At 64.5% G+C, this 24,882-nt stretch carries 24 protein-coding genes; 15 read left to right on the forward strand and 9 right to left on the reverse strand.

The window, feature by feature from the left end; translation table 11 throughout:
• Positions 1 to 5: 5 nt before the first annotated feature.
• From LB547_RS20610 to LB547_RS20625, 4 genes are read right to left on the reverse strand one after another with little or no spacing between them, the layout of a single operon-like run.
• Entirely contained in the window at positions 6 to 662 is a 657-nt protein-coding gene (locus LB547_RS20610; protein WP_140555566.1) for a GntR family transcriptional regulator, read from the reverse strand.
• Positions 663 to 690: 28 nt separating this feature from the next.
• Positions 691 to 1,995: an aspartate aminotransferase family protein gene (locus LB547_RS20615; RefSeq protein WP_140763472.1), complete on the reverse strand. Its 1,305-nt coding sequence runs from the start codon at positions 1,993 to 1,995 to the stop codon at positions 691 to 693.
• Between the two features lie 6 nt (positions 1,996 to 2,001).
• Positions 2,002 to 3,060, reverse strand: coding sequence for a phosphotransferase (locus tag LB547_RS20620; protein ID WP_140497648.1), 1,059 nt, complete (start codon positions 3,058 to 3,060; stop codon positions 2,002 to 2,004).
• The gene (locus LB547_RS20625; RefSeq protein ID WP_181178031.1) at positions 3,057 to 4,358 is read right to left on the reverse strand and encodes an ArgE/DapE family deacylase; all 1,302 of its coding nucleotides are present in this window, start codon (positions 4,356 to 4,358) and stop codon (positions 3,057 to 3,059) included. Before LB547_RS20625 ends, LB547_RS20620 begins: the two co-directional genes overlap by 4 nt.
• Before the next feature lie 166 nt (positions 4,359 to 4,524).
• Between LB547_RS20625 and LB547_RS20630 the strand changes: the two genes are divergently transcribed.
• Positions 4,525 to 5,172: a GNAT family N-acetyltransferase gene (locus LB547_RS20630; protein ID WP_181171737.1), complete on the forward strand. Its 648-nt coding sequence runs from the start codon at positions 4,525 to 4,527 to the stop codon at positions 5,170 to 5,172.
• 58 nt (positions 5,173 to 5,230) lie between these two features.
• On the opposite strand, the gene LB547_RS20635 is transcribed toward LB547_RS20630, so the two are convergent.
• On the reverse strand, positions 5,231 to 6,877 hold the full coding sequence (locus LB547_RS20635) for an acetolactate synthase large subunit (protein ID WP_140514539.1): 1,647 nt from the start codon (positions 6,875 to 6,877) through the stop codon (positions 5,231 to 5,233).
• A gap of 142 nt (positions 6,878 to 7,019) precedes the next feature.
• Entirely contained in the window at positions 7,020 to 7,922 is a 903-nt protein-coding gene (locus LB547_RS20640; protein ID WP_140763475.1) for a LysR family transcriptional regulator, read from the reverse strand.
• A 103-nt stretch (positions 7,923 to 8,025) separates the two neighbouring features.
• Between LB547_RS20640 and LB547_RS20645 the strand changes: the two genes are divergently transcribed.
• From LB547_RS20645 to LB547_RS20655, 3 genes are all read left to right on the forward strand, one after another.
• Complete coding sequence (locus LB547_RS20645; protein WP_140514536.1) at positions 8,026 to 9,015, forward strand: zinc-dependent alcohol dehydrogenase family protein; 990 nt, start codon at positions 8,026 to 8,028, stop codon at positions 9,013 to 9,015.
• Between the two features lie 254 nt (positions 9,016 to 9,269).
• Complete coding sequence (locus tag LB547_RS20650; RefSeq protein ID WP_140497640.1) at positions 9,270 to 9,566, forward strand: zf-TFIIB domain-containing protein; 297 nt, start codon at positions 9,270 to 9,272, stop codon at positions 9,564 to 9,566.
• 68 nt (positions 9,567 to 9,634) lie between these two features.
• A complete protein-coding gene (locus LB547_RS20655) occupies positions 9,635 to 10,624 on the forward strand; it encodes a Tim44 domain-containing protein (protein WP_140655561.1) in 990 nt (329 codons plus the stop codon).
• A 299-nt stretch (positions 10,625 to 10,923) separates the two neighbouring features.
• On the opposite strand, the gene LB547_RS20660 is transcribed toward LB547_RS20655, so the two are convergent.
• A complete protein-coding gene (locus tag LB547_RS20660; protein ID WP_140655558.1) occupies positions 10,924 to 12,021 on the reverse strand; it encodes a lactonase family protein in 1,098 nt (365 codons plus the stop codon).
• A gap of 199 nt (positions 12,022 to 12,220) precedes the next feature.
• On the opposite strand from LB547_RS20660, the gene LB547_RS20665 reads away from it, so the two are divergent.
• The 8 genes from LB547_RS20665 to LB547_RS20700 all read left to right on the forward strand — a co-directional run bounded on the left by LB547_RS20665 (position 12,221) and on the right by LB547_RS20700 (position 19,783).
• The gene (locus tag LB547_RS20665) at positions 12,221 to 12,772 is read left to right on the forward strand and encodes a MaoC family dehydratase (protein WP_140655555.1); all 552 of its coding nucleotides are present in this window, start codon (positions 12,221 to 12,223) and stop codon (positions 12,770 to 12,772) included.
• Between the two features lie 2 nt (positions 12,773 to 12,774).
• Positions 12,775 to 13,935 carry a CaiB/BaiF CoA transferase family protein gene (locus LB547_RS20670; RefSeq protein ID WP_140763478.1) on the forward strand — a complete coding sequence of 387 codons (1,161 nt, stop codon included), beginning with the start codon at positions 12,775 to 12,777 and terminating at the stop codon, positions 13,933 to 13,935.
• 32 nt (positions 13,936 to 13,967) lie between these two features.
• Positions 13,968 to 15,113, forward strand: a complete 1,146-nt coding sequence (locus LB547_RS20675; RefSeq protein WP_140498094.1) for an extracellular solute-binding protein — start codon at positions 13,968 to 13,970, stop codon at positions 15,111 to 15,113.
• Between the two features lie 22 nt (positions 15,114 to 15,135).
• Positions 15,136 to 16,323 (forward strand): ABC transporter substrate-binding protein, encoded by a 1,188-nt coding sequence (locus LB547_RS20680; protein ID WP_140763481.1) that lies wholly within the window; start codon positions 15,136 to 15,138, stop codon positions 16,321 to 16,323.
• A 72-nt stretch (positions 16,324 to 16,395) separates the two neighbouring features.
• Complete coding sequence (locus LB547_RS20685; RefSeq protein WP_140497628.1) at positions 16,396 to 17,133, forward strand: ATP-binding cassette domain-containing protein; 738 nt, start codon at positions 16,396 to 16,398, stop codon at positions 17,131 to 17,133.
• Entirely contained in the window at positions 17,126 to 17,866 is a 741-nt protein-coding gene (locus LB547_RS20690; protein WP_140623720.1) for an ATP-binding cassette domain-containing protein, read from the forward strand. The genes LB547_RS20685 and LB547_RS20690 overlap by 8 nt, the downstream gene beginning before the upstream one ends.
• On the forward strand, positions 17,863 to 18,813 hold the full coding sequence (locus LB547_RS20695; RefSeq protein WP_140623722.1) for an ABC transporter permease: 951 nt from the start codon (positions 17,863 to 17,865) through the stop codon (positions 18,811 to 18,813). Before LB547_RS20690 ends, LB547_RS20695 begins: the two co-directional genes overlap by 4 nt.
• A gap of 1 nt (position 18,814) precedes the next feature.
• Positions 18,815 to 19,783: an ABC transporter permease gene (locus LB547_RS20700; RefSeq protein WP_140763484.1), complete on the forward strand. Its 969-nt coding sequence runs from the start codon at positions 18,815 to 18,817 to the stop codon at positions 19,781 to 19,783.
• Between the two features lie 14 nt (positions 19,784 to 19,797).
• On the opposite strand, the gene LB547_RS20705 is transcribed toward LB547_RS20700, so the two are convergent.
• Positions 19,798 to 20,634: an amidohydrolase family protein gene (locus LB547_RS20705; protein ID WP_140763487.1), complete on the reverse strand. Its 837-nt coding sequence runs from the start codon at positions 20,632 to 20,634 to the stop codon at positions 19,798 to 19,800.
• A gap of 62 nt (positions 20,635 to 20,696) precedes the next feature.
• Entirely contained in the window at positions 20,697 to 21,482 is a 786-nt protein-coding gene (locus LB547_RS20710; protein ID WP_140497617.1) for an IclR family transcriptional regulator, read from the reverse strand.
• Between the two features lie 168 nt (positions 21,483 to 21,650).
• Here LB547_RS20710 and LB547_RS20715 point away from each other — a divergent pair, with 168 nt between their 5' ends.
• The 3 genes from LB547_RS20715 to LB547_RS20725 all read left to right on the forward strand — a co-directional run bounded on the left by LB547_RS20715 (position 21,651) and on the right by LB547_RS20725 (position 24,878).
• Positions 21,651 to 22,970, forward strand: coding sequence for an ABC transporter substrate-binding protein (locus tag LB547_RS20715; RefSeq protein WP_140655549.1), 1,320 nt, complete (start codon positions 21,651 to 21,653; stop codon positions 22,968 to 22,970).
• Positions 22,971 to 23,115: 145 nt separating this feature from the next.
• Entirely contained in the window at positions 23,116 to 24,012 is an 897-nt protein-coding gene (locus tag LB547_RS20720) for a carbohydrate ABC transporter permease (RefSeq protein WP_140514521.1), read from the forward strand.
• Positions 24,012 to 24,878, forward strand: a complete 867-nt coding sequence (locus LB547_RS20725) for a carbohydrate ABC transporter permease (protein WP_140497611.1) — start codon at positions 24,012 to 24,014, stop codon at positions 24,876 to 24,878. Before LB547_RS20720 ends, LB547_RS20725 begins: the two co-directional genes overlap by 1 nt.
• Positions 24,879 to 24,882 lie beyond the last annotated feature (4 nt).

The following is a 24,882-nucleotide window of genomic DNA, read 5'->3' on the forward strand; positions in this document are numbered from 1 at the left end:
CGTCGTCATTCGGCCGCGCGAAGGTTCCCCGCCAGCACCGCTGCCGCCGTGGCGATGTCCTGTTCTATGGAGGTCCTGACGTCGGCGCCGTTGCGCTGCGCCAATGCCGCGACGATCTTGCGATGCGCCTCGTTCGACTGGGGTTTGTAGCGCTCAGCCTGCATCAGGAGCTTGAGATAGGGCCCAACCCGCCCCCAGAGATCACGGATCATGTTGAGGAGGATCGGCGCGCCGGCATGCCGGTAGATGGCGAAGTGGAAGGCCTCGTTGAGCGCGAGATAGGCCCCGGCGTCGCCCGCCTCGATCGCGCGCTGCATGCCCGCCAGCGTGGCCTGTATGTCGACCAGCCCGTCTTCGGTGATGCGCGAGGCGGCCATCTCGCCCGCCAGCCCCTCCACCGCGACGCGGATGCGCGTCAGTTCCTCGAAGGCGGGGGCAGACAGCAAGGGCACGATGATCGAGCGGTTGTTCTGCAACTCCAGAAGCCGCTCGGCGACGAGCCGTTGCAGCGCCTCGCGGATTGGCGTCGTCGAAATGCCGAACGTCTCGGCAAGCTTGCGGATGACCAATGTCTGGCCCGGGCTGAAGCCGCCCGAAATCAGCTCCTGCTTGAGCGCGCCATAGGCGCGGTCGTTCAGGGTCTGATGTTCGAGCTTCAGCATGTCGATTGCCGCACCCTTTCCTATCCCCTCACCAGCGCGACAGGGTGCGATCGAGCGTTTCGGCAAGTTGCTCGGCATTGTCCCTGGCGAACGGCAATGGCGGCCTGATCTTCAGCACGTTCCCGCGCGGACCGCATGACGAGATCAGCACGCCGTCCTCGCGCATGGCTTCGACGACCGCCGACGTCCTGGTGGCGGCCAGCGCCTCGTCCTCCGCCGCCGTCAACTCGACGCCGAAATAAAGGCCGTTATGCCTGACATCGGCGACCATGGCATGCCGGTTCTGCAGAGCCCGCAGCAGCTCGCCCGTATAGGCCCCAACCGTGCGCGCATTCTCGACCAGTCCCTCGCCTTCGATGACATCGAGCACCGCGATGCCGACGGCGGCGGCGACAGGATTGCCGCCGAATGTGTTGAAGTAGCCGGTGTTGGAACCGAAGGAGGCAACAAGCTGCGGCCGCACGATGACCGCGGCCATCGGATGCCCGTCGCCGATCGGCTTGCCCATGGTGACGATGTCAGGTTCGAGGCCGTAATTGGCGAAACCCCACATGCCCTGGCCGAGCCTGCCGAAGCCGGACTGGACTTCGTCGGCAATGACGATGCCGCCCGCCTTCCTGACGTGATCGGCGGCCTCGCGCATCGCCGACGCATCGGGGAAGAAAATTCCGTCGCTGGAAAATGCCGAGTCGATCAGCAGCGCCGCCGGGCGCACGTTCTGTGCGCGCATGTCCTCAATGGCGGCGGCGACATTCCTGGCGAAATCGCGTGCGGCCCGGCCCTGATCGCGAAACGTATCCGGGGCGGCCACGGTCCTGTGCTGCGCGGGCACGCCCTTCGCCCCGACCGCGGCCGGCGACAGCTGCGCGGTGGCGATGGTGGCGCCATGATAGGCGAAATCGGTGATGATCACGCCGGTATTGCCGCTCGAATGCTGGGCGATGCGGATGGCGAGATCGTTGGCCTCGCTGCCGGTGCAGGTGAACATGGCATGGCCGAGATGGGGCGGAAGCGTGCCGAGAAGTCTTTCCGCGTAGTCGAGGATGATTTCGCTGAGGTAACGCGTGTGGGTGTTGAGCGTGGCCGCCTGCCCCGACAGCGCCTCGACGACGCGCGGGTGGCAGTGCCCGACCGAAGCGACGTTGTTGTACGCATCGAGAAACTTGCGTCCGTGGGCATCGTAGAGCCAAACGCCGCTGCCACGCACGAGATGGATCGGGTTGCGGTAGAAGGCGCGATAGGTCGGGCCGAGCAGCCTGGCACGGCGCTCGAGCAGCGCGGATGCTGATGCACCGGCATCGGCGGAGGCATTTGCGGGCGAGGATTGGGACACGAGCGTCTACTCCGGATTGGAATGATCGAGGAAATAACGGCGGGCATCGCTGTGTGACAGTCCGTCCAGCCGCTCGAGCGAGGCCCAGACCTCGGTGATGAGGCGCAGCACATAGTCGCGCTTGGCCGGGAAGCGCTCCGCCTGCCAGGTGGCAATGTTGGCGATGAGCGCAAGGCGGGCACGGATCAGGTCGAACAGGATGCCGATCTCCTCGGCCTCGAGCGGCTGCACCGACTGGTAGCCAGCAACGAAGCGTGCGGCGGGCGCCAGCGGGTGGCCGTCGGCCGGCCAGCGGTAGACGGCGCCGATGGCGAGATCGCAGATCAGCGGCGAATGGATCATGTCGCCGAAATCGAGGATGCCGCTGACGATCTCGGGCCGCGATGCGTCCATCACCACATTGTAGGAATTCATGTCGTTGTGGACGATCTGGGCGCGCAGGCTGGGAATAATGGGCGCGGCGTGCTCCTCGAAGGCATCGATGACGCGCTCGACCATGGCGCGGCGCCCGGCATCGGCGATATGTGCCAGCATGGGCCGCGTCTTGGCGACCTTGCGGATATCCCACAAAAGATCGCTGCCGGCGGCCGGGTGGAAAAAGCCGCGCAGTGCCCTGCCAAGCCGAGCGAGGAAGATGCCGAGATTGCGATCTTGCGCAGCCGACACCGGCGAGCGCGAAAGCAACTGGCCGGGCAGATAGGTGACCAGCCGGACGATACGCGGCTGCGAACCGCCGATGCTGACCGTAAACTGCGCATCGCGATCGAGGCTTTTGCGCACCGAGGGAACCGGCAAGGCGGGATCGACCGCAAGGATGTGGTCCAGCGCCTTGTTCTGGAAATCGGTGAAGCCGGCCTCTTCCGCCGGATGCGATATTTTCAGGACAAATTCGCCCTCGCCATCGGTGCGGATGTGAAAATTGTGGTCGCGCTCCCCGGGCAAGGGCTGAGCGGTGCCGGCAAGGCCGTAGTGCTGGCGCAGGATGGCAAGCGCATCGGCGATCGAGACATCGGGCGCGTCCTCGGCCAGCGTCTCGCCGAATGCATTGGTCACGGCGCCGGTCATGGCCTTGCCTCGGGGTCGACAGGCTCCAGCCCACACCAGTCGGCGATGAACAGTGCGATTGTCTGGGTGACCTTGCGTACGGAATCAAGGTCCACCGCTTCGTCATAGCCATGCGGCATGCGGCAGATCGGACCGTAGACGATGGCCGGCGTATCGGCGTAGAGGCCGAAGAAGCGCGCATCGGTGGTTGCCGAGGTGACGTGTTCCTGCAGCGGCTCGCCCCAGACGGCGGTATGGCTGCGGCGCAGCACGGCTTCCATCTCGTCGGCGCCCTCCAGCACATAGCCCTCGGCCATGAAGCCATTGTAGGTGATCCTGGGCGGGCGGTTGGCCATGAACGGATCGGCGCGGGCCGCGTCGGCGATGCAGGCCTCGAGCTCGGCTCTGGCATCCTCCAGCTTCTGGCCGGGATAGGTGGCGACACGCATCTCGAACACGCAGCGCGCGGGGACGCTCGATGTCCATTCGCCGCCTTCGATCTTGCCCAGATTGAAACGGATCGGATGCGGGTGATCGCAGAAATGCCTGTCGTCGACCTTGCGCGCGTTCCAGACGATTTCGAGCTGCTTCAACGCCTGGATGATGAGGAAAGCCTTTTCGATGGCGTTGGCGCCGGCCGAGAAAGCGCCCGACGCATGCTGGGGATCGCCGTCGACCTCGACCCTAAACCAGATCGGGCCGACCTGCGCCCGCATCAGCTTCGGCTCCAGCGGTTCGGGGATGAAGGCTGCGTCGGCGCGGTAACCGCGCTGCAGGCAAGCGAGCGCGCCATTGCCGGTGCACTCTTCCTCGACCACCGATTGCAGGAAGACCTTCGCGGCCGGCTGATAGCCGAGGCGGCGCAGTGCGGCCAGCGCGTAGAGGCAGGCCGAGAGCCCAGCCTTCATGTCGCCGGCGCCGCGACCATGCATCCAGCCGTCCTCGATGACCGGATCATAGGGATCGCGCAGCCAGCGATCGAGCGGGCCCGTCGGCACGACGTCGATGTGGCCGTTGAGGATCAGCGAGCGGCCGGTCGCGTTTCGCGGCATGTGGGTGGCGACGACGTTGAAGGCGTCGTCATAGGAGACGGCCACGGGCGAAAAGCCCGGCAGGTCGCGGATCGCATCGACATCGACACGCCACATGTCCACCGTATAGCCATCTGCTTCATACGCGGCTGCCATGAAGGATTGCGCCGCGTGTTCTTCGCCGCGTTGCGAGGGGAAGCGCACGAGGTTCGCGAGGAATTCCACCTGCCGCGCGAAGCCGTCGTCGACCGCGTTCAAAATGGCCTCGTCGGCAATTCGCTCAGGCATGATATTCCGCTTTCCGTTCGATGGTGTATCATATCTCATATGCCATCTCTGTGAAACGCAAGGGACAGGCGGGCCAAAAATCTTGACCCACCTCGGGAGCCTCTTGGCAGGCGAGCGCAGAGTTGGCATCAGCTTCTTGCGCGCCGGTGGGGAAGGTCGAGGACAGATGTTGGTCACCGAAGGCAGATTGCCTGATGAAATCACCAATCTAACGGTTGGCTATCGGCGGGTGCCGGCCGGCAAGATCGTCAATGCGGTGACATGGATGGAAGCGCGCGCGCCGGTGCCGGGTCTCGCGCGGCCGTTGACCATGACAAGGATCGCGAAACCCGACAGTGCTTCCTACCGTGCAATCTTCCTGGAGATCGGCGCTCCCTGGCTCTGGGATCACGCCGCCGAAATGTCGGATGCCGAGATCGCCGCGCATTTCGCCGATCCGCGCCAGCATCTCTATTACGGCCATGATGAAAGCGGCGCCCATGTCGGCATGGTCGAGTTCTCGGCGGCCGAGGACAACGAGATCGAGATCACCTATTTCGGCCTGTTCCCCTCCCTGACCGGCCGCGGCTTCGGCAAGCGGCTGATGGCCGGCGCGCTCGACCAGGCATGGCGTCTTCGGCCCAGCCGCATTTGGCTGCATACCAGCAGCTTCGACCATCACAGTGTCATCGGTTTCTACAGGGCCTGCGGATTTGAGCCCTTTGCGACCGGCTTTGAAATCGCCGACGACCCCAGGACCAAGGGAACGTTGCCGCGTGATGCGGCGCCGCAGATTCCCTTGATCGAGACGGACTGGTCCCCCGACGCCAGATGAAAACGCCTTCACAACCAGCCAGGCATCTCGGCATCGACGGCCTTGGCGCCAGCCGCCGTCAGGTCGCCTGCACCGCTGGCAGCCGCTCACGCAATTCGTCGACAAGCACCCTGATGTTTTCGGAATAGTCGATGGGCACGACGACGAGATGCACGCCGCCGCCGGCAAAAGCCTGCTCCAGCGCCGGCCGGAATTCGGCGACCGCGCCGACCCTGGTTCCCTTGGCACCATAGGCCTCGGCGTATTTGACGAAATCGGGATTGCCGAAGGTCATGCCGAAATCCGGAAACTCGTCGACCGCCTGCTTCCAGCGGATCATGCCATAGGCGTGGTCCTCAAGCAGCAGGACGACAAGATTGAGCTTGAGCCGGACGGCGGTCTCCAGTTCCTGGCTGTTCATCATGAAGCCGCCATCGCCGCAGATGGCCATGACGCGGCGCTGCGGATGGAGCAGTGCCGCCATCATCGCCGACGGCAGCCCCGCGCCCATGGTGGCCAGCGCATTGTCGAGCAGCAGCGTGTTGGCCATGCGCGTGCGGTAGTTGCGCGCGAACCAGATCTTGTACATGCCGTTGTCGAGGGCAAGGATCCCGTCGGCGGGCATCACGGCGCGCACGTCATGCACGATGCGTTGCGGCGTGAAGCGGTCTTCCGTGGCGCGCGCGGCGATGCGGCTCAGAATGCCTTCGCGCAACGGCAACAGGGCCTGCGCGTTGGGGATCTTGCCCTCGATGCGATCCGCCAGCAGCGCCAGCGAAGGGCCGAGGTCGCCGACGATCTCGGTCTGTGGGAAATAGACCTGCTCGACATCGGCGGTTTGATAGCCGACATGAATGACCTTCGGCCCGTTGACGCCCATGATGAAGGGCGGCTTCTCGACCGTGTCGTGACCGATGGTGATGATCAGGTCGGCCTGTTCGATGGCCTCGTGCACGTAGTCGCGTTCCGAAAGGGCCGCCGTTCCCATGTAGAGTTCGGTGCCGCCGGGCACGGTGCCCTTGCCCATCTGCGTGGTGAAATAGGGAATTTGGGTGCGCAGCACGAACTGGGCGACATCGGGCGTGACGCGCGGCCGCGACGCCGCGGCGCCGAACATCAGCAGCGGACGTTTGGCCTCGATGATCATGCGGGCGGCGCGGTCGAGCGCGCCCGCACCGGCCAGCGGCAGTTCGACCGGATGCGTCGGCACCAGCGGGACATCCTCACACTCAGCCGCCGCAATGTCTTCCGGCAGTTCCAGATGCACGGGACCCGGCCGCTCTTCCTGCGCGACGCGGAAGGCTTCGCGCACCAGCGAGGGGATCATCTTGGGCGAGACGATCTGGCGCGACAGCTTGGTCAGCGGTTTCATCGCCGCGACGATGTCGACGATCTGGAACCGCGCCTGCCTGGACGACAGGATTCCCTTCTGGCCGGTGATCATGATCATCGGCATGGCGCCGAGCAGCGCATAGGCCGAGCCGGTCGTCAGATTGAGCGCGCCGGGGCCGAGCGTGGTGATGCACACACCTGGCTTGCCGGTGAGCCGGCCATAGGTCGCGGCCATGAAGGCGGCCGCCTGCTCGTGACGGGTCAGGATGAGCTGGATCGAGGAGCGGCGGATGGATTCGACGATGTCGAGATTCTCCTCGCCCGGAATGCCGAATATCCGGTCGACCCCTTCGTTCTCGAGGGCCGCCACGAACAGATCCGAACCTTTGGTCATCAACCGTCTCTCCCGCAATGCGCGTGCATGCCGCCAGCTTTGCCCCATATCACATTGGAAAGCGATGCCTCAAAGAGCCGGAGGCGCCTCTCCACGGAATGTCCGCGCGATCCAAAACGAGAGTGACCGCGAGCGCTGGCGATCAAGCCATCCGTTTCGGCAAGGCGGCCGCCAGCGCATCGACGGCCAGCCGAACTTTCAGCGGCAAGTGAGGTGTCTGCAGCCAAAGGGCGTGGCAGTCATAGAGATATCGCGGCTGGTCCGGCAAGAGCTCGACCAGCGCGCCTGCCTGAATGCGCTCGCGAACCAGCCACCATGGCAACCAGGCGAGCCCCATGCCCTCGGCCGAAGCATCGGCGATGGCATCGAGATCGTCGAGCCGCAGCCGGCCGCCGGGCATGATCTCCTGTGCTGGTTGTCCTTCGCGCGGGAACAGCCAAGGCTGAACGGCTTGGCCGAGCAGGCGATATACGATGGCATGATGATTGGCGAGATCTTCGATCCGCCGTGGCTCGCCCTGAATTTTCAGATAGGACGGCGCCGCACAGACAATCATGTCCTGGCTCGCGACGCGGCGCGCGATCACGCCTGCCCTGTCCTCCAGATCACCGGTTCGGATGGCAAGATCGTAGCCGTCCTCGGCAAGATCGGCGAAGCGGTCGCTGAGCGACAGATCGAGTTCCAGCATCGGATATTGCCGCGCCAGTGTCAGCAGCACGGGTGTTACGCAGTGGCGGCCGAAATGCGCCGGCATGGTGACGCGCAGCTTGCCGCGCGGCTCCGAGATTTGGCCGGCGGCAAGTTGATCGGCAGCTTCGGCCTCGGCCAGCACCAGCCGACAGCGGTCGTAGTAGGCGCGTCCGAACTCGGTGAGGTTCTGCCGGCGCGTGGTGCGGTTGAGCAGGCGCATGCCGAGACGCTCCTCCAGAAACCGGACGTGTTTGCCGACCATCGGTCCGGACAGATCGAGTGCGGCCGCGGCCGCCGCGAACGAGCCGAGGTCGACCGCCCTGACGAACACGGCCATGCTCTCAAGCCGATCCATATTCGAAACTCCTGGTTTCTACTGTTCTGCTCCGAAGGCCATTTATCCGACTTCATCTTACCGGCATAGCTCCTTTCGGTTCAGACAATTAGGAGTAGACCGAATGGCGCGCGTCGTTCGCTTTCATCGGCATGGTGGCCCCGAGGTCCTGCGGATCGAAAATGTGGATCTTCCCCTACCCGGCCCGGGCGAGGTTCAGATCCGCGTCAAGGCGCTCGGCCTCAATCGCGCCGAGGCGCTGCTGCGCGCGGGCACCTATATCGAGACGCCCACCCTGCCCTCCGGGCTTGGCCTGGAGGCCGCAGGCCTCATCGAAGCGGTCGGCGAAGCCGTGACGGGTCTGGCTCCGGGTGATGCCGTCAGCGTCATCCCGCCGCAATCGATGATCCGCTGGCCGGCTTACGGAGAGCTTGTTACCTATCCTGCCGGGCTCGTCGTCAAAAATCCGATATCACTCGACTGGCGGACCGCGGCCGCGATGTGGATGCCGTACCTCACCGCCTATGGCGCGCTGATAGACATCGCCAGGCTGCGCAACGAGGACTTCGTCGTCATCACGGCAGCCTCGAGCAGCGTCGGGCTTGCCGCGATCCAGATCGCCAACAGCGTCGGCGCGACGGCGATCGCGGTGACACGGACCTCGACGAAGAAGCAGGCCCTGCTCGACGCCGGCGCGGCTGAAGTCGTGGTCCTGGCCGAGGAGGATCTGGAGGCGCGGCTACGCCGGATCGCCGGGCCGCGAGGCGTGCGCATCGTGTTGGAGGCGATCGGCGGCCCGATTTTCGAGCCGCTCGCGGCGGCGATGTCCCGTGGTGGCATTCTCATCGAATATGGCGGGTTGAGCTCCGAGCCGACGCCGTTTCCCTTGCCCGCCGTGCTTGGCAAGACATTGACGCTGCGCGGCTACCTCGTCCACGAGATCACCGGCGACCCAGCGAAGCTGGAAGCCGCCAAGGCGTTCATCCTCGAAGGGCTGGAGGCCGGCACGCTGAAGCCGATCATCGACAGGACCTTTCCATTCGAGCACATCGTCGAGGCGCATCGCTATCTCGAATCGAACGAGCAGTTCGGCAAGATCGTGGTGACGGTCTGAGCAGGGACGCCGGGGTCGTTGGCGCAGGCGCGGTACCCAACGCTCGAAGCGCAATGACGTCAGCGATGGGGAACAAATTCGATCCTCGCGGACAATGTCGCTCTTGAAGGCGCGGTTCTCCATTCCTAAGTCTCGCATGCGGGCCGGGCCCCTCTGACTGTCGCATCTCGCGACCGTGATGTCGGACCGCTTTAACGGGCCCGTTTCCATCCTTTCGGTCAAGCGGGCTCATCTCTTTTGGTTTGGAGCCCCATATGACATCGTCTTCCCTTCTTGGATTGGTTTGCCCCTCCTGCCGCGTCGCGCTCGTGATGAGCGAACGCCAGGGTATCGAGATTGATTATTGCCCGCAGTGCCGTGGCGTGTGGCTTGACCGAGGCGAACTCGACAAGATCATCGAGCGATCGGCCAAGGAGGCCTCGCCCGCGCCACAGCCGGCAGCGTTCTCCCAGCCCCAGCATGGCCGGGACCGCGATGACGACTATGCGCGCTCGCAGGGCCACCGCTATCCGAAACGGAAGAAATCGTTCTTCGAAGAGCTGTTCGATTGACCGCACGCCGGTAGCCGGCCCGACGTCTGTCGAGAATTTCCGAAACCCATCGATAAAGGTCCGTCCAGATGATTTCCCGCACAAGCCGATTTGCCGCCCTGTTTGCCGGACTGTTCCTGGCATTCTCCATGGTCGCGGTAGACCATGCCGAGGCCCGTCGCGGCGGCAGTTTCGGCAGCCGCGGCATGCGCACGTTCCAATCAGCGCCGCCGACCAGGACCGCTCCGGCGCCGACCGCTCCGGTCGAGCGTTCGATGACGCCCAATACGGGCGTGAACACCGCGGCCCGGCAGCCGCAGGCCGGCCCGCAGAGGCCCGGCTTCATGAGCGGCTTCGGTGGAACAATGATGCGCGGCCTGCTGATCGGCGGCCTGATCGGGCTGCTCCTGGGCCAGGGCTTCGGCGGGCTGGCGGGCATGTTCGGTTTCCTGCTGCAGGCCGTGCTGATCGGTGGCGCCATCATGCTGGCAATCAGGTTCTTCCGGTCGCAATCCGCGCGTGGCCCCGCCCCTGCGCTCGCCGGCGCCGGCAATGCCTCGCGATTTGAAAACCGCGCAGCCGGACAGAGCGATGCCAACAATGCGCATTCTTTCGCCATTCCCGGCTTTGGCGGCGGTTCAGGCGGAGGCTCCGCCGCGGCCACCGGTTCCGATGAAATCCGGCTCGCCCAGACCGACCTCGACGCATTCCAGCAGCTGTTGAGCGATGTCCAGGAAGCGTTCGGGCGTGAGGATCATGCCGCGTTGCGCAAGACGACGACTCCCGAAATGGTGTCCTATCTCTCTGAAGAGCTGGCCGACAATGCGAAGAAGGGCCTCAGGAACGAGGTATCCGACGTCACCCTCCTGCAGGCCGACATCGCGGAAAGCTGGCGCGAGGATGACCGCGACTATGCCACGGCGGCCCTGCGTTATGAATCGCGCGACGTGATGCGCGAACGGGCCAACGGCAAGGTCGTCGAGGGCGACGAGGATCATCCCACGGAGACGACGGAGCTGTGGACCTTCACGCGTCAGAATGGCTCGAGTTGGAAGCTCTCGGCAATCCAACAGGCCTGAGCTCCAGCGTGCGAACTCGCGTTGACAAAGGCGGCCTGACGACGGCCGGTCCGGCTGTGTCAGCAGCCTTCCATGGCCGGCAGCTCTCAAGATAGGAATTTTTTCTTGACTGGGTGAAGGCAACTATGGTAGATATTTATCTATGGTGCTGAGTTGCGCCAGGAACCCGCCGCGCAGGCGGGTTTTTTTCGTTCAATGCTCCGTCAACAGCTCCGGCGAAGGCACCCGTCAACCCGGATCGCCCGGCCTGAGCTCCGGCCCGTTTCCGTCCGAAGCTCGATGCCGATGTCGCGCACGGTTCACCGCACGATCTTGACGCACATCGGCGTGCCGATCTTGATGGCACGGCCGGTGTCGGTCAGCCCGCCGCTCTCGGCGTCGCGCGCGAGAATCGATATGCGGTCGGCATTCTGGTTGGCCGAGAACAGGTGGCCGCCGGACGGCGTCAGCGCCAGGTTGCGCGGCGTGGCGCCCCCGCAAGGGACATAGCCGACAAGGCTCAGCGCGCCACTTTGCTGGTCGACGGCCATGACGACCACACTGTCATGGCCTCGGTTGGAGCCGTAGAGGAAGCGGCCGTCGGGCGAGATCTGGATATCGGCGCAGTGATTGGCCTGGCGCGCCTCGGCCGGCACGGCCGGCCTGGCGTCGATGGTCGAGAGCTTGCCGCTTGCCTCGTCCAGCGCCATCGACACGATGGTCGAATCCAGCTCGTTCATGACGAAGACAAAACGGCCGTTCGGATGCAAGGCGAGATGGCGTGGACCGGCGCCCGGCGGCAAAGCGGATTCGGCCAGTTTGGTCAGATTGCCATCATGCTCGATCCGGTAGGACACCAGCCGGTCGATGCCGAGATCGGCGACGATGGCCGTTCCGCCGGCGATGGTTTCGGTGACGCTATGGGCATGCGAGCGCTCTTGCCGGGCTGCGTTCGGGCCAGTGCCCTTGTGCGAAACGCTGGCCAGAGGAGTCGACAAGGCGCCATCGCTGTCGAAGCCATAGACCGCGACTGCGCGATCCGGACCGCCCTCGCCCATGCCGTAGTTGGCGACCAGCAGCTTCGTGCCATCGTGGGTGATGGTGTTATGCGCGGTGATGCTGCCGAGTGACGGCTGCTTGTTCAGGTAAGTGAGCGTGCCCGAGGCGCGGTCGAAGCCGTAGGCCGAAACCGTTCCTTCGCGCCAGGCGAAGACTTCCGAATTGGCGTAGAGGCGCGAACCGTCCGGCGTCACCGAAAGGAAGGTCGGATTGTCGATGTCACTGGTCTCGGCCAGCTTTCGTGTTTCCAGCGTCTCCTCGTCGAAGCTGTAGACGCCGAGGCCGACGCCGCGTGCGCCCTGAAAATAGGGCGCCTCCCGGTTCAGGCTGCCGACAAAGACCAGACAGGCATCGCGCATGTTTTCCTCCCTGTTCCGCCGGGCTCGAGCGCAGCGGAAACAGCCAAAATTTCGCCCGTCCTCGCTTGCAACGCAACCCCATATGTGAAAATAGTATTTACAAAAGAAGATTGACGGGAGGAGACGTCGTGCAATCTGGCGCCTTGACGCGTGTTCCGAAACTTGTGCCGTGCCTCGCGCAGTGCCAGCGGAGCCAGCGATGAACGACTTCGCACCGACCGTCGGCGTCGCCTCGACGCATCCGGCCAACATGCCCGAGGCGCATGCCGCCCTGCCGGTTTGGAACGCCGAGAACTGGTTCTACGAGGACTGGCCGGTCGGCCAGAAGATCCGCTCGTTGCGCCGCACCCTGGCCGAAGGGGACAGCCACCTGTTCAACACGCTGGTGCTCGACATCCATCCTTACGTGCAGGACCAGATGTTTGCCGAGACGGAGGGCATTTTCGGCAAGCGGCTGGTGGCCGGCGCCTTCGTCTTCTCGGCTGGCCTGGGGCTCGTCGCCACTAATTGCGTCAATGCGTTTTCCTATGGCTACGACAAGCTCCGCTTCATAAAGCCCGTCTTCATCGGCGACACGATCTATTCGATCCGCTCCAACCTCGACAAGACGCCGCGCTACAAGGACATGGGGCTGATCCGCGCCAGCTACGAGGTGTTCAAGGGCGAAGGCGAACTCGTACTCTATTGCGAGCATCTGCAGACGGTGAAGTACCGCAACCCTGCCGATTTCCTCGGCAAGACGGAGAAGTAGAAATGCCGGCAGCAGCCGAATTGCCGCTTGCCGGTCTCGTCGTCGTCGACATGAGCCAGTTCCTGTCCGGGCCCTACTGCTCGCTCAGGCTGCTGGATCTCGGCGCCCGCGTCATCAAGATCGAGCGTCCGGACGGCGGCGACCTGTCGCGCCGGCTCTATCTCAGCGACACCGAGATCGGCGGTGATTCCACCATCTTCCATGCCATCAACCGGGCCAAGGAAAGCCTCGCCATCGACCTGAAGGACGAGGCGGATCTCAAAGCGTTGCGCGGCCTGCTGGCCAAGGCCGACGTGCTGATCCAGAATTTCAGGCCAGGTGTCATCGAACGGCTCGGCCTCGACTACGAGGCCGTCCGCAAGATCAACCCGCGCCTGGTCTATGCCTCGATCAGCGGCTATGGCGAGGATGGCCCATGGGTCAAGCGGCCCGGCCAGGACCTCCTGGCGCAGGCGCGCTCCGGGGTGATGTGGCTGAACGGCGACGAGGACCAGGGGCCGGTGCCGTTTGGGCTTGCCATCGGCGACATGCTGGCGGGCGCGGCGTGCGCGCAAGGCATACTGGCCGCCCTTGTGCGGCGCGGCATCACCGGTCAGGGCAGCCATATCGAAACCAGCCTGCTGGAAGCGCTGGTCGACTTCCAGTTCGAGGTACTGACCACGCATCTCAACGATGGCCGCCGTTTGCCGCGCCGCTCCAGCTTCCGCAGCGCGCATGCCTATCTGTCGGCACCTTACGGCGTCTATCCCGCCAAGGACGGCTATCTCGCCATCGCCATGACGCCAATCCCGAAACTCGCCGACCTGCTGTCGCTGGAGGAACTGGCGCCCTACCGCGACGAGCCGGCATCGTGGTTCACTGCGCGCGACGACATCAAGGCGATCGTCGCGCAGCGGATCGCCACCAGGACGGTCGACGAGTGGCTTGGCGTTCTCGAACCCGCCGACATCTGGTGCGCCAAGGTGCTGACCTGGCCGGAAATGCTGGCAAGTGGGGGCTTCCAGTCGCTCGACATGCTGCAGACGGTGACGCGCGAGGACGATGTCTCGATCCTTACCACCAGCTCGCCGCTCAGGGTCGACGGCATCAGGGCCAAGGTCGATCGGGCAGCACCGCGCATCGGCGAGCATAGCGCCGCGATCCGCGAGGAGTTCGGCTTGTGACCACGCGCTTCCTCAAGCCCACGCTCAGGGGCATGACCTGGAACCATCCGCGCGGCTATGATCCGATGGTCGCCTGCTCGTCGCTGTGGAAGCAGAAAACCGGCATTGCCGTCGAATGGGACAAGCGTTCGCTGCAGGACTTCGAGTCCTTCCCGGTCGAGGAACTGGCGCGCGCCTATGATCTGATCGTCATCGACCATCCGCATGTCGGCCAGATCACCGCCGAACGCTGCCTGGAGCCGCTCGATGTCGCCGGCCGCGAGGCGGAGCGCGCGGCACTTTCCTCCGGCAGCGTCGGCCAGTCCTATCCGAGTTACACATGGCAGGGACGGCACTGGGCGTTTCCCATCGATGCCGCGACGCAGGTCCAGGCATGGCGGCCCGATGCGCTTGGCGCACCGCCATCGCGATGGAGCGAAGTGCTCGATCTCGCCCGGCAGGCACGCGTGCTGCTGCCGTTGCGGCCACCGCATTCGATGATGGTGTTCTTCACGCTCGCAGGCAATCTCGGGCATGCTTGCGCGACCGACCCATCCAACGATCTCATCGACGGCGAGGCCGGCAGCGAAGTCTTCGAGACAATGCGCGAGATTGCCGCGCTGGTCGACCCGGCCTGCTTCGAGATGGATCCGATCGCCGTTTCGGAGCGGATGGCGCAGGCCGGATCCCCGATCGTCTGCGCACCGCTGATCTACGGCTATGTTTCCTACGCGATGGCCGGGTTTCGCCCACATCGCCTGGCATTTGGCGACATCCCTGTTGTCGGATCCAGCGGCCCGATTGGCACGGCGCTTGGCGGCACAGGCATAGCGGTGTCGGCCTTCTCGAAGGCGAAAGAGGCGGCAACCGATTTCGCCTACTGGCTCGCCAGCGGCGAGGTCCAGCGTGGCCCCTATGCCGCGGCCGGCGGACAGCCCGGCCATGCCGCGGCCTGGGAGGATCAGGCCGTCAATGCGGCGACCGGCAATTTCTATCGCGATACGCGCGCGACCCTGGAGGGCGCATGGGTGCGGCCTCGCCATGATGGTTACATGGCGTTCCAGCAGGCCGCGTCCGACCGCGTCAATTCCGGCATGACCTCAGGGCATCGTTCCAGCCAGGTCATTGCCGATCTCAATCGCCTGTTTCGGCAGAGCGCCCCGGCGCAGGCGACCGGCACTGCCGGTGGAGGAGCCTGAAAAAATTGAACGGAGGAGACAAATGAAAAGCCTGATCCGCGGCCTTGTGGCCGCAACCGCCTTCGCCTCACTCGCAACGACAGCTTTTGCCGAAGACGTACAAGGCGTCATCAGCGGGCTGCCCGATGAACTCAAGGCGCAATATGACGGCGCGCCGCAGACGGTGCTGCCATCGGCCTGGGACAATTTCAACCCGCCGTCCAAGCCATGGAAATGGTGCCATTCGGAATCCTACCAGGGCAACCCCTGGCGGGTCACCGTCACCAAGGAGCTGAAGCGCCTGGTCGACGGGCTGATCGCCGACGGCACCGTCTCCAGCTTCGAAGTGTCGGATTCCAACAACGACGCCAGCCAGCAGATCAACCAGATCCGCGCCTTCATCGACAAGAAGTGCTCGATCATCACCTCGATCCCGGGCTCGGCAACAGCGCTCGATGACGCCATCGATGCGGCCGCCAAGGCAGGCATCCCGTTCATCACCGCCGCCGGTTCGGTGACCAGCCCGAACGCGATCAATGTCGATTCCAACTATACGCGCTGGGGCTACGACATGATGACGGCGATCGGCAAGGCCAAGCCTGATGGCGCCAGCATCCTGCTGGTCGAGGGCATCGCCGGCCACCCGATCGTGGTTCAGGAGCGCCAGGGCGCCGACAAGGCGCTGGCGGAAAACCCCAAGCTGAAGATCTCGCGCACGGTCAACGGCAATTGGACGGCCAATGTCACCAAGACGGTGGTGCTGCAGGCGATCGCCACCAACCCGGCGCCGATCGATGCGGTGTGGACGACAGGCAGCGAAAGCCGCGTCGTCGCGGAGGCGTTCGCCGAAGCCGGCCGGCCGGCGCCGCTGATCACCGGTTCGATCACCGGCGATGCCCTGGGCTACTGGAAGGCCAATCCCGACAAGTACCGCTTCGAGGGCCATGCCGTGCTGCCGCACTGGACCGCCGAAACGCTGTTTCGCGTCGGCGAACGCATGCTCGACGGCCAGAAGCCGAAGCTGAACACGCTGCTCATTCCGATTCCGCCGGTCCACAATGCCGATCTCGGCGCCTGGTACAAGGACTGCATGACGACGGATGCCGTATCGATCTTCCCGGTGCCGCCCAAGGATCCGATGCCGGAAGAATGGCTCGACGCCTATTTCTCCAACCCGGCGCCGACCAAGGGATGGGACTATTCGAAGGTGCCAGACGCCTGCGCGAAGTGACGCCTGGGCCAGATAAGACCTCGACAAGCCGGCTCCTTTCGGAGGGCCGGCTTGCCAGCTTCGAAACGCGACATGCTTGAAATCAGAAACATATCCAAACGCTATGGCGAGACGGTCGCGCTTGCGGACGCCTCGATCGCGTTCCGGGCAGGAACCATCCACACCATCCTGGGCGAGAATGGTTCGGGCAAGAGCACCATGGTCAAGCTGCTGTCCGGCATCGTTCAGCCCGACAGCGGCACGGTCCTGCTGCAAGGCAGGCCGTTTTCGGGCGGAACCCCCTCGGCCTTCCAGGCGCAAGGCTTCGCCACGGTCTTCCAGGAAGTGCTGATCGCGCCGGACCGCAGCGTGACCGACAATATCCTGCTTGGCCTCGACGGCCTGGTCCGGCGCGCGGTTCCCCGCAACGAGCGGCGCGACAGGGCAGCCGCCGCCCTCAAACGTTTCGCCGTCACCAACGTTCCGCTCGACATGCCCGCCGGGCAGTTGCCGCTCGCAGCACAGCAACTCGTCGTTCTTGCTCGTGCGGTCGTGCGCGATCCAAAGATCCTGATCCTCGACGAAGTGACCGCAGCACTCGACTTCGCCGACCGCGAGTCCGTTTTTTCGCTGATGCGCACGCTTGCCGGCGAAGGCTGCCTGATCCTGTTCATCACCCACCGCATGGATGAGGTGACGTCGCTTTCGGATCGCATCTCGATCCTGCGCGGCGGCAGCGTGGTGCGCACCGAGGAGCGCGGCGCTTCGACGCCGGCGGAGCTTCTCAAGGCGATGGCGCCACGCACCGCCGCAGAGCTGGCGCATGGCTGATCGCGCCGCCCTCACTATCCGCGACCTCGTCATCGCACCGGACGCCAGCCCGATCATGCAGGCGGTCGCCGCCGGCGAGATCGTTGGGCTCGCCGGCCTGGATGGCCACGGCCAGGAGCTTTTCCTCGAGATGCTCGCCGGCCTAGTCGCGCCGCTTGGCGGTTCGATAACCCTCGATCTGCCCGGCGCATCCCGCGCCATCACCGGCTTCCGCAAGGCCGTATCGAGCGGCATCGCCTATCTTCCGCGCGGGCGTGCCAACGGCATTTTCCCGACGCAATCGGTGCTCGACAATTTCGCCGTCTCGACGCTGTCTCGCGATACCCGCCTCGGCCTGATCAGCCCGGCGGCGCGCAAGGCGCGCTACGAGGCCTATCGCGAAAGGCTGTCGATATCGGCGCCTCGGCCCGACGCGCCGATCACCACCCTGTCCGGTGGCAACCAGCAGAAGGTGCTGTTGGCGCGGGCCCTCGCGCTGGACCCCGCAATGTTGCTTCTCAACGATCCGACGCGCGGCGTCGACGTGGCGACCCGGCATGTTCTCTACGACGTCTTTCGCGGGCTGGCTTCCGACGGCATGGGGCTCGTCATCCTGTCCAGCGAGATCGAGGAGATCCTTCTTCTCTGCCATCGCGTGCTGGTGTTCCGCGAAAATGAAGTCGCGGCGGAAATCGCCGGCCAGGCGATGACCACCGGGAACGTGATCGCAGCCATGTTCGGACGCGCAGCATGAGACCCTTCGCACGCATCCTGTCCCTCGGCCGAAGCGTCGGCTTCGCCGCCGTGCTGCTGATCGTCCTGCTGGCGGTCAATCTGATGCTGAGCCCGGCACGGTTCCAGCCGGGCTCCTGGGGTGCGCTGGTTGGGCTGGCGGCGCCGCTGATCGGCGCGGCCATCGCCTCGACCCCGGTGATCCTCGCCGGGCGCGGCGGCATCGATATTTCGGTCGGGCCGCTGATGGGCTTCGTCAACGCCATCGTGATCCAGGTGCTTTTCCTGCGCGCCGGAATATCCTCGCCGCTGGCGCTTGTTCCGGCGGCGCTGCTCATCGGTGCGCTGGTCGGGGCGGCGAACGGTTTCCTGGCGACCATCGTGCGCATCCAACCGATCGTGGCCACGCTCGGCACCTATCTGATCCTGACGGGGGTGACGCTGACCATCCTGCCGGCGCCGATCGGCCCGGCGCCGGCCTGGCTGAAATCCCTGGCAGGCCCGTTCTCGCTTCTGCCGCTGGCCTTGATGTTCCTTTTCTGGTGGCTGGTGCGGCGCAGCCCCTATTACGACCAGCTGATGGCGGTCGGCAGCGACGATCGCGCCGCCTATACCGCCGGCGTCGACGTCACGCTCGTGCGCTTCATCGCCTATGTCATGACCGGCATCCTTGGCGGCTGCGCCGGGCTGATGCTGACTGCGCTGATCGGTTCGGCCGATCCCAATATCGGCCCGACCTACACGCTGATCGCCATTGCGGCTGTAGCTCTTGGCGGTGTCAGTCTTACCGGCGGCCGTGGTGGCGTCGCGGGTGCCGCGATCGGCGCTGTCGACATCTTCCTGCTGCAGAGCGTGCTGACGACGTTCAACGTCTCGACCTTCGTGCTGCAGATCGCCTACGGCGCCGTACTGGTGCTGGCGGTGATGCTGACCGCGCTGCAGGAACGCTTTGCCATCGGGAGGCGCTGACATGGCTGGCCGAAATCTATTCGCGACAACCAATGCCCGTGTCATTGGCGCCTTCTGTGTTGCCGCCCTTCTGCATCTTGCCGGCACCATCCTCATTCCGGGTTACTCCAGCCCGTTTGCGGTGCGCGCCATGCTGGTGCTTGCTTCGCTGCTCGCCGTCGCCTCGATCGGGCAGACGCTGGTCGTCATCATGGGCGGCATCGACCTGTCGATCCCCTTCGTCATCGGCTTTGCCAATGTCGTGGCCGCGCAACTCTACGGCGATGGCTGGAATTTTGTCCTCGTCTGCGGCCTCGTCGGCGTGCTGGCGATCCTTATCGGTGGCGTGAACGGGCTGATCGCGCGCAGCCTCGACATCCAGCCGCTCATCGTCACGCTCGGCATCGGCATGGTCGTGCAAGGGCTTGTGCTTTTGTGGACTGCCGGCTTCCCTTCAGGCTCCGCGCCGCAAGCGGTTTCGAGCTTCGTGTCGATCGGCGGATCGGCCGGGCCACTGCCGGTTCCATGGCTGGTGCCCTGTCTCGTCGTGCTGGTGGCGCTCGTCGTCCTGGTGCTGGAGCGGACGCCCTATGGGCGCCGGCTCTACGCACTCGGCAGCAATCCGGGTGCCGCGCCGCTGGCGCTGATCGACCCCGTCCGAATGTGGGTGATCACCTATGCGGCAAGCGCCTTCTTCGCCGCGGTGGCGGGCGTGCTGCTGCTCGGCTTCACCGGCTCGGCCTATGGCGATGTCGGGCAGCCCTACCTGTTCCAGACCATCGCGGCCGTGGTCGTCGGCGGCGCCGCGCTGGTCGGCGGGCGCGGCAGCTATCTCGGCACTATCGCCGGCGTGCTGGTGCTGACCGAGATCAACACGCTGCTGATCGGGCTCGGATTCCAGCCCTCGGCGGTGCAGGCAGCACTCGGCTTCATCATCGTGCTGCTGGTTTCGCTCTACGGGCGCGAACGGCACGTTTCGGCGACGATCTGAAGAAGCGGAGCCGGTCAAAGCCTCCAGAGCTTGCGGGCGTTCGCGGACAAGAGCTTGTCGCGTTCCGCAACGCTGCAGCCGGCAAGCAGCGCATGGGTCGCCGCCACCCAGGTCGACAGACCGCCACCCAGCGTGCAGACCGGCCAATCGCTGCCCCAGACAACACGATCCCATCCGAACGAACCGATCGTGTGTTCGACATAGGGCCGCAGCGTCTCGACCGTCCAACTGCCGGGATCCGCATAAGCGACGACGCCGGAAATCTTGGCCACGACGTTGGGACGCCGCGCGATTTCGCTCATGTGTTCGCGCCACGGATGCTCGCCATTGCCCTTGATGTCGGGGACGCCGCAATGGTCGAGCACGAACTGGACGTCGGGCGCCAGATCGGCGAGCGCGATCGCCTTGGGAATCTGATGCGGTAGCACGACGAGATCGAAGGTGAGCCCGGTGCCGCCAAGCCGCCGGATGCTGTCCCGGAATAGCGCGCCTTCCGAGAGTTCGTCGGGCATGACGTGGAGGACGCGGCGAAAACCCTTGACCAACGGCTTTGCTCGCTGGCGCTCGAGATAGGCCGCAAAGTCGGCCTCTTCCGGACGGCAGGCGGCGATCGCCCCGGCCAGCATGCTGCCGGCCTGTCTGGACAGGCCTTCGACACGTTGGGTCTCGGCCTCGATGTCAGCCGGATCGACATCGACCTCCATATGCAGCACGCGCTCGACGCCGACACGTTGAGCTTCCGCGGCATACTCGTCATAGGAGAAGTCGCGGTTGAGAGCGGGCACGCCGGCAAGCCACGGGTAGCGCAAGGCCGAGCGATCGATGAGGTGCAGGTGGGTGTCGATGATCATGCAGGGCTCCTCCCTATGTCTTTCAGATCATCTCACGGAGGAATTCTTCATTCAAATAAGAATTACGCCGATGAACCGACGGCCGACCCGGCCAGACGCGACAGCTTTTCACATGTGGCCAGCAGCAGTTCGATGGTGCGGGTCATGTCCGGCGCGGACGGTGCGTTGACGACGGTGATGTAAGGAATCGAAAGCGCCGCGATCGCCTTGCCGTCGGAGCCGCGCACCGGTGCCGACAGATTGTAGACGCCGGCAGTCTGCATCGAGGCCATCATCTCATATCCCCGTTCCCTGATCTGGTCGAGACGGGCAAAGAACTCGGGCGGCTGCGCCGTATTGTCGGTGCTGCGGACATGTTCGGAGATCATCATCTGGCGCTCCTCCTGCGAACGGAAGGCGAGCAGCACATGTCCCGAACCGGTGTCGAACAGGCTGATGTGGGCACCGACCCGGATCGAGATGCCCCAGTAGTTCGGCGCCTCCTGCTGGCCGATCACCACGGCGGAACCGCGATCAAAAACAACAAGTTGGTTGGCCTGCTGCGATGTCTCCGCCAGTTCCCGCATCAACGGCGTCGCGTAGGAAACCAGCCGCCGCACCGGCGCGTGCAGTTGCGCCAGGCCGAACAGCTTGAGCGTCAGTGAATAGCGGTCACCGTCGAGCCGCGTGACATAGCCGCGCCGCACCAGCCGGTCCAGCATGCGGTAGAACTCATTGGGGCTGCGGTCGAGCTTCTTGGCGATTTCCGCCTGCGTCAGGCCGCCGTCGACGCCGGCCAGCAGTTCCAGGATGTCGAGCCCCTTGTCGAGCGCAGGCGCGCGATACCGCTCGTCTTCGCTGTCATCCATGGGCCTTCCCTCCAGTGAAATCGATTCTTCATATACGCAGGAATGCTGCCGGCGGAAACAAATTTCGCCTTGACGTATCCATGAATGTTTTGTTTGTATATGAATGTAGCACTTCTTGTCATCAGACGAGTTGCGGTCGCCGCTAAGGCGCACCCAGGGAGGATACCAATGAACAGACTGCTTTCCGGCGTGTGCGCCGGCGCTTTGTTGCTTGCGTCAGGCGCAGGCGCAGCCCTTGCCGGCGACCTGCCCGGCAAGTTCGAAGGCGTTACCGTCGACGTGAAGCTGATCGGCGGCCAGCAATACGAAAAGCTCTACGAGCGCATCCCCGAATGGGAGAAGGCGACCGGCGCCAAGGTCAACATCCTGACCAAGAAGAACGGCTTCGACATCGACAAGGAGTTGAAGTCCGACATCGCCTCGGGCAGCACCAACTGGTGCGTCGGCTGGAACCATTCCTCCTTCGCGCCGCAGTATACCGGCCTTTATACCGACCTCAGCAAATTGCTGCCCAAGGAAGAGATCGATGCCTTCGTGCCATCGACGATCAAGGCGGCGACCATCGATGGCAAGCTGGAGATGCTGCCGCGCGCGCAGTTCGACGTCTCTGCCCTCTACTACCAGAAGAGCCTCTACGAGAACGCCGACAACAAGGCCAAGTTCAAGGCGAAATACGGCTATGATCTGGTGCCGCCGGACACCTGGAAGGAAGTCACCGACCAGGCCGAGTTCTTCGCCAACCCGCCCAACTTCTACGGCACGCAGTTCGCCGGCAAGGAAGAGGCGATCAACGGCCGCTTCTACGAGATGGTGGTGGCCGAGGGCGGCGAGTATCTCGACAAGGACGGCAAGCCGGTCTTCAACTCCGAAGCCGGCGTGCGGGCGCTCGACTGGTTCGTCAACCTCTACAAGGCCAAGGCCGTGCCGGCCGGAACCACCAACTATCTCTGGGACGATCTGGGCCAGGGTTTTGCCTCGGGCACCGTCGCCATCAACTTGGACTGGCCGGGCTGGGCCGGCTTCTTCAACGATCCGAAGTCGTCGAAGGTCGCCGGCAATGTCGGCGTCAAGGTCGCGCCGAAAGGCTCGTCCGGCAAGCGCACCGGCTGGTCCGGTTTCCATGGCTTCTCGGTGACCGAGAACTGCCCGAACAAGGAGGCCGCGGCATCGCTGGTGTGGTGGCTCACCAATGAGGACAGCCAGAAGCTGGAAGCCGCCGCGGGCCCGCTGCCGACCCGCACCGCGGTCTGGGACTGGGACCTGAAGCAGGCCGAAAACGATCCTTACAAGAAGGAGGTCCTCTCCGCCTTCCAGGAAGAAGCCAAGCACGCCTTCGCGGTGCCGCAGACGCCTGAATGGATCGAGATCTCGAACGCCGTCTATCCCGAATTGCAGGCGGCGATCCTCGGCGACAAGACGTCCAAGCAGGCGCTCGACGAAGCCGCCGCCAAGGCGACGCAAATCCTCGAAGACGCCGGCAAGCTGTAGAACCGCTCCCAAGGCCGCCTCCCCCATCAGTCATGGGGGAGGCGCTCGCGTTTTAGGGCGCGCACTGCCTCGGGTGTTCCACGATGACGATGCCTGCCCCGCCCGGCTCGACAGGCGGCAATCGAATGCAACTCACAGGGTCCCAATGAAGGGCTTCAAGCCATCCGCGCCATTCCTGCTGCTGCTTCCGGCGATGATCGTGCTGGCGGCGGTCGTCGTGGTGCCGTTGCTTTTGTCGCTCTATTCCAGCTTCACGCCGTTCCGCCTGACCAAGCCCGAAACGTTCTTCGTCTTTGTCGGCTTCCGCAATTATCTCTCGATCCTGGCGAACGCCGATTTCTGGTGGGCGTTCGGCCGCACGGTTCTGTTGCTGACCATCGCGCTCAATCTCGAAATGCTGCTGGGCCTCGGCCTCGCCATGCTGGTCGAAAAGGCGACGCGCGGCCAGCGCATCCTGCGCACGCTGATGATGTTTCCGATGATGTTCTCGCCGATCCTCGTCGGCTTCCAGTTCAAGTTCATGTTCAACGACAATATCGGCCTGGTGAACAACGCCCTGCAATCGCTCGGCATCACCAGGGATGCCATTGCGTGGCTGATCGAAGGCCATCTCGCCTTCATCGCCATCTCGATCGCCGAGATCTGGTCGTCGACGGCGATCTTCGCCATCCTGATCCTCGCCGGGCTGCTCGCCATGCCCAAGGAGCCAATCGAGGCGGCGCGCGTCGACGGCTGCACGCCGTGGCAGACGTTCCGCTATGTGACCTGGCCGTTCGTCATGCCTTTCGCCTACATCGCCATGACCATCCGTTCGCTCGACGTGGCGCGCGCCTATGACATCGTCAAGATCATGACCGATGGCGGGCCGGCGGGCCGCACCGAGCTTTTGTGGACGCTGGTGGCGCGCACCGCCTACAGCGACGGGCGCATGGGCATGGCCAACGCCATGGCCTATTTCTCGATCCTGTTGTCGATCGCCTTCACCGTCTACTTCTTCAACAAGCTCGCCGCGGCGCGCACGCAGATCGGTGCGGAGTGGTGATGGACGAGAATTCTTCCGCCCGCCTCAAGCGCCGGCTGCTGGGCATCGCCTATCGCATCGGCCTGTTCCTGGCGATGCTGACCATCTGCCTGCCCGGCCTGTGGATCGTGCTTTCGTCGCTGCGGCCGACTGTGGAGATCATGGCCAAGCCGCCGGTGTGGATCCCGCAGCAGATCTCGTTCGACGCCTATGTCGCGATGTTCTCAGGGATCGGCAAGGGCGGCATCCCGGTCATAGAATATTTCCGCAACTCGCTGATCATCTCGGTGACCTCGACGATGATCGCGGTGGCCATCGGCATGGCCGGCGGCTATGCCTTCGCGCGCTACCGTTTCCGCGGCAAGTCGGGCGTCTTCCTCGGCCTGATGCTGACGCGCACGGTGCCGGGTATCGCGCTCTCGCTGCCGCTGTTCTTCCTTTATGTCAGGCTCGGCATCATCGACACGCATTTCGGACTGATCCTGGCCTATGTCGCGCTCAACGTGCCGTTCACCATCTGGCTGATCGACGGCTTCTTCCGCCAGGTGCCGAAGGACCTCGCGGAAGCCGCCCAGATCGACGGCTGCACCCGCTGGCAGGCCTTCTGGCAGGTCGAGTTCCCGCTTGCCGGGCCCGGCATCGCCTCCGCCGCGATCTTTGCTTTCCTGACCTGCTGGAACGAGTTCGCGCTGGCCTCGCAGCTTACCCGCTCGGTCAGCGCCAAGACCCTGCCGGTCGGCCTGCTCGACTACACGGCCGAATTCACCATCGACTGGCGCGGCATGTGCGCGCTCGCCGTGGTGATGATCATCCCGGCGCTCACCCTCACCTACATCGTCCAGAAACACCTTGTCGGCGGCTTGACCTCCGGCGCGGTGAAAGGCTGATCCC

The organism is Mesorhizobium sp. B264B1B (assembly GCF_020165765.1).
GTDB lineage: Bacteria > Pseudomonadota > Alphaproteobacteria > Rhizobiales > Rhizobiaceae > Mesorhizobium.

What these genes read in the sequence shown, in the direction of transcription:
- LB547_RS20660 (WP_140655558.1), bottom strand. Translation starts at nt 12,021, where the DNA reads ATGCGCGATGCCTGTCTGGTCTTTGTCGGCAGCCTGAACCGGGAGGCG.
- LB547_RS20650 (WP_140497640.1), top strand. Translation starts at nt 9,270, where the DNA reads ATGACATCGTCTTCCCTTCTTGGATTGGTTTGCCCCTCCTGCCGCGTC.
- LB547_RS20675 (WP_140498094.1), top strand. Translation starts at nt 13,968, where the DNA reads ATGACCTGGAACCATCCGCGCGGCTATGATCCGATGGTCGCCTGCTCG.
- LB547_RS20635 (WP_140514539.1), bottom strand. Translation starts at nt 6,877, where the DNA reads ATGACCAAAGGTTCGGATCTGTTCGTGGCGGCCCTCGAGAACGAAGGG.
- LB547_RS20680 (WP_140763481.1), top strand. Translation starts at nt 15,136, where the DNA reads ATGAAAAGCCTGATCCGCGGCCTTGTGGCCGCAACCGCCTTCGCCTCA.
- LB547_RS20610 (WP_140555566.1), bottom strand. Translation starts at nt 662, where the DNA reads ATGCTGAAGCTCGAACATCAGACCCTGAACGACCGCGCCTATGGCGCG.
- LB547_RS20705 (WP_140763487.1), bottom strand. Translation starts at nt 20,634, where the DNA reads ATGATCATCGACACCCACCTGCACCTCATCGATCGCTCGGCCTTGCGC.
- LB547_RS20640 (WP_140763475.1), bottom strand. Translation starts at nt 7,922, where the DNA reads ATGGATCGGCTTGAGAGCATGGCCGTGTTCGTCAGGGCGGTCGACCTC.
- LB547_RS20695 (WP_140623722.1), top strand. Translation starts at nt 17,863, where the DNA reads ATGAGACCCTTCGCACGCATCCTGTCCCTCGGCCGAAGCGTCGGCTTC.
- LB547_RS20645 (WP_140514536.1), top strand. Translation starts at nt 8,026, where the DNA reads ATGGCGCGCGTCGTTCGCTTTCATCGGCATGGTGGCCCCGAGGTCCTG.
- LB547_RS20710 (WP_140497617.1), bottom strand. Translation starts at nt 21,482, where the DNA reads ATGGATGACAGCGAAGACGAGCGGTATCGCGCGCCTGCGCTCGACAAG.
- LB547_RS20625 (WP_181178031.1), bottom strand. Translation starts at nt 4,358, where the DNA reads ATGCCTGAGCGAATTGCCGACGAGGCCATTTTGAACGCGGTCGACGAC.
- LB547_RS20620 (WP_140497648.1), bottom strand. Translation starts at nt 3,060, where the DNA reads ATGACCGGCGCCGTGACCAATGCATTCGGCGAGACGCTGGCCGAGGAC.
- LB547_RS20655 (WP_140655561.1), top strand. Translation starts at nt 9,635, where the DNA reads ATGATTTCCCGCACAAGCCGATTTGCCGCCCTGTTTGCCGGACTGTTC.
- LB547_RS20665 (WP_140655555.1), top strand. Translation starts at nt 12,221, where the DNA reads ATGAACGACTTCGCACCGACCGTCGGCGTCGCCTCGACGCATCCGGCC.
- LB547_RS20725 (WP_140497611.1), top strand. Translation starts at nt 24,012, where the DNA reads ATGGACGAGAATTCTTCCGCCCGCCTCAAGCGCCGGCTGCTGGGCATC.
- LB547_RS20685 (WP_140497628.1), top strand. Translation starts at nt 16,396, where the DNA reads ATGCTTGAAATCAGAAACATATCCAAACGCTATGGCGAGACGGTCGCG.
- LB547_RS20690 (WP_140623720.1), top strand. Translation starts at nt 17,126, where the DNA reads ATGGCTGATCGCGCCGCCCTCACTATCCGCGACCTCGTCATCGCACCG.
- LB547_RS20630 (WP_181171737.1), top strand. Translation starts at nt 4,525, where the DNA reads ATGTTGGTCACCGAAGGCAGATTGCCTGATGAAATCACCAATCTAACG.
- LB547_RS20700 (WP_140763484.1), top strand. Translation starts at nt 18,815, where the DNA reads ATGGCTGGCCGAAATCTATTCGCGACAACCAATGCCCGTGTCATTGGC.
- LB547_RS20720 (WP_140514521.1), top strand. Translation starts at nt 23,116, where the DNA reads ATGAAGGGCTTCAAGCCATCCGCGCCATTCCTGCTGCTGCTTCCGGCG.
- LB547_RS20715 (WP_140655549.1), top strand. Translation starts at nt 21,651, where the DNA reads ATGAACAGACTGCTTTCCGGCGTGTGCGCCGGCGCTTTGTTGCTTGCG.
- LB547_RS20670 (WP_140763478.1), top strand. Translation starts at nt 12,775, where the DNA reads ATGCCGGCAGCAGCCGAATTGCCGCTTGCCGGTCTCGTCGTCGTCGAC.